Raw genomic sequence first — 3,302 nt, forward strand, 5'->3', positions numbered from 1 at the left:
TAACGCCGGTGAGGAAGCAAAACTTGAGATAAGGGTCTGCGTCTTTGAGTACGGAATAGAAGTTTTTTAACTCTTCGCGTATTTCTGCGGCTAGTTCGGGCTTGTGGATGTTATCAAGGATGGGTTTGTCGTATTCGTCGATAAGGACAACAGCTTTTTGGTTATGTTTTTCCACTAAGACTTCTATCAGTTCCTTGAAGCGACCTTTGATAGAGGGGTAGGTCAATTTTACTTGGTAGAATTTTTCGTGTTCGAGAAATATTTCCTGGAAAGTATTTTGGAGTTCGTCAACGCTTCGATGTACCCCGGAGCCAAAAGAAATATAGACTACGGGATATTTTTGAGACCAATCCCAGTTATTCTCTAAGAATAGCCCGTGGAAGAGCTCACGTTTTCCCAGGAAGGCCTGACGCAGGGTATCGAGGAATAAGCTTTTCCCAAAACGCCTTGGGCGGGAAAGAAAAAAGTAGCCTCCGCCTTCGTCAACGAGTTTTTTCACAAAAGGGGTTTTGTCAACGTAGTAAAAATTGTCGGTGCGAATTTTCTCAAAGCTTTGGATACCAACAGGAAGTTTTTTCTTAGCCATAGTGCTATTATAGCAGAAATGAAATCAGTGTGTTGGGATCCGTTCTCATTTTTCGGAAAGAAAAATGGGAAAGGATCCCTTAGCCCTTTCGCCATTAGCCTCTACAACTTACAGGAAACTGATCACAGCTCACTGTTCTCTGTTCACTTTCTGTCATCTTGAGCGAAGTCTTTCTGTTATGTCATCCTGAGCCGAAGCTCTTTCTTCCCGTCATCCTGAGCGAAGCGAAGAGCCTGCCCTGAGCCGAAGGCGAAGGGATCCATTAATAGATTCTTCAGTCGCTTCGCTCCTTCAGAATGACGGGTGGTAAGTCGTCATCCTGAGCGGAGCAAAGAGCCTGCCCTGAGCCGAAGGCAAAGGGATCCATTAATCGACCTGTGGATTCTTCGGTCGTTTCGCTCCCTCAGAATGACAAAAGAAAATCGCTCCCTCGCATTGACCCCTTACCTGTTATCGCGAGGCGACGTAGTCGCCGTGGTGATCTCTCCAAATATCCTCTGCGAAATATTTTTCCAATCATGTTTTTGGGCCCAGGTGCGCGCCTGCTCCCCCATCTTTCGGCGCAGCTCTTTATCCGTAGCAAGCCTTTTCAAAGCCCAGACAATTTCGTCAAGGTTAGTCCCATCCACCACAAGGCCTGTTTCACCATGGACCACCGCCTCTGGCTGCCCTCCCACCTTCCCGGCAATAGAAGGGAGCCCAGCCGCTGCTGCTTCCATAAACACGATACCAAACCCCTCTATCATTGGGCCAATCTGGATAGAGGGCATTACGTGGATATCGGCCGCGCAAATGCTTTTGATCTTTTCTTCTTCGGAAATACGCCCCAAAAATCGCACCCACCGCTTAAGTCCCAGTCGTTCAACCAGCCCTTTGAGTTCTTTTTCCTTTTCCCCGCTTCCAGCAATAACGTAGGCCACCGGAACCCCCTCCTGGTGAAGCCTTGCCATGGCCTTGATAACCGCCTCTTGGTTTTTCCGGGGTTCCATGCGCGCTACTGTGATCAAAATCACCGCCTCTTCAGGAAACCCCCAGGCCTTGCGATGGGTTTTTCTTTCCTTCTTAGGCAGTTGGTAAAGCTCAAAATCAACCCCAAGGTGTACTACTATGACTTTATTTTCTTTAGCCTTAGACCTTTCACCGAGCAAATTCTCAATCAGCTTTGCCGTAGAAAAACTATTGGCAATGACAAAGTCAGAGGCCTCAAGGGCCTTCCTGGCAAGCCAGCGCAGCTCTTTGCTGGTCTTGGCCACCAAAAATTCCTCGCCATGGGCGTAGGTAATAAGGCGCAAATTATCCCGTAGCCAAAATTTGAGCCAAAGCAAATTCGCCGCCTCAGGAATGGCCTTTACCGCATGAACAGTAACCTGTTTGACTTTTTCCTTTTTTCTCAGGCCAGAAAGAAATTTATGCAAAAGCGCTGTGTTTTTTATAAAATTCTTATCTATTCCCCACGAGCTAACACAAAAAGGTAGCCTTACAATTTCTTTTATAGGGCCGTGACTCTCGGCATCAAAAGATGTAACCTCACGGGCCATTTCAGGCATTTCTTGGGTCAAATAAATACATGACCTTTGCCAGTGATAGGCCACCTTATAAAGCCAAAGATGAGCCCCACCTATCTTGGGGAAAAAGTCATAGGAGAAGAAGATATCTAACATTTTTCCTTATCCTGCCCCCCAGGATCCGTTCCTATTTTTCGTTCCGAAAAATGGGAACGGATCCCTTTCACCTTTCGCCATTAGCCTCTACAACTTACAGGAAACTGATCACAGCTAACTGATCACTGATCACAGTTTACTTCCCGTCATCCTGAGCCGAAGCTCCTTCTTCCCGTCATCCTGAGCCGAAGCTCCTTCTTCCCGTCATCCTGAGCGAAGCGAAGGATCCATTAATAGATTCTTCAGTCGCTTCGCTCCTTCAGAATGACGGGTGGTAAGTCGTCATCCTGAGCATAGCGAAGAGCCTGCCCTGAGCCGAAGGCGAAGGGATCCATTAATCGACCTGTGGATTCTTCGGTCGCTTCGCTCCCTCAGAATGACAAAGAAAATCGCTCCCTCAGAATGCCCCCCACACCCGTCATCGCGAGGTGACTTGTGCGCCCGTGCGATCTCAGGAAACCTCTAGAACTTCTACAACCTCTACAACCTCTACAACCTCTAGAACCTCTACAACCTTTACTACTGCTCACTGCTCACCCTCCGCCCTTAGCCCTTTCGCCCTTAGCCTTTCGTTCCTTGCCCTTCGCCCATCCTAGGGAGCCCGTAAGGGGCGACGAAGCGATCTCAGGAAACCTCCTCCACCTCAAAAGAAACGATGTTCCGCTTGCGCTTGCTAAACTCTACCCCGATAAGCCAGATCTTTTCGCACTTGCCCTGATACTTCTCCCAGTAGCGCTTCTCTTTTAGCTGCAAAAGCGCCTTGCCCTCGGGCTCATCCTCCACCACCTTAAACTCAAAGAGATAACACTTGCCTTCAAAAAGCACCGCCATGTCCAGGCGACCCTGATTGGTGACGTCTTCCACCTGCACGTCCAAGCCAAGCGCCGCAAAGTAGCAGTAAAAGATGCTTGCGTAAAAGCCCTCATAGCCTGAAAGCTCCGTCTTCCGATACCAATCATGCGGTATAGAGGCAAAAAACGCGCGAAACACCTCCATCATATCCGTGACTTTCCCGGCCTTTAATACCCGCGCCATGCGTATCTTGCTCGCCGTCT

General features: G+C 48.6%; 3 protein-coding genes. All 3 read right to left on the reverse strand.

All coding sequences use genetic code 11. From position 1 onward, the window contains the following. On the reverse strand, nucleotides 1-586 hold a 586-nt coding region (locus tag H528_RS0111805; protein ID WP_022854503.1), incomplete at its 3' end, for an AAA family ATPase. 443 nt (nucleotides 587-1,029) lie between these two features. Then, on the reverse strand, nucleotides 1,030-2,247 hold the full coding sequence (locus H528_RS0111810; RefSeq protein WP_022854504.1) for a glycosyltransferase family 4 protein: 1,218 nt from the start codon (nucleotides 2,245-2,247) through the stop codon (nucleotides 1,030-1,032). Nucleotides 2,248-2,871: 624 nt separating this feature from the next. Next, a partial coding sequence (locus H528_RS13740; protein ID WP_169352801.1) for a PD-(D/E)XK nuclease domain-containing protein occupies nucleotides 2,872-3,302 on the reverse strand: 431 nt, incomplete at its 5' end.

This window comes from Thermodesulfatator atlanticus DSM 21156, from assembly GCF_000421585.1.
GTDB classification, from domain to species: Bacteria; Desulfobacterota; Thermodesulfobacteria; order Thermodesulfobacteriales; family Thermodesulfatatoraceae; genus Thermodesulfatator; species Thermodesulfatator atlanticus.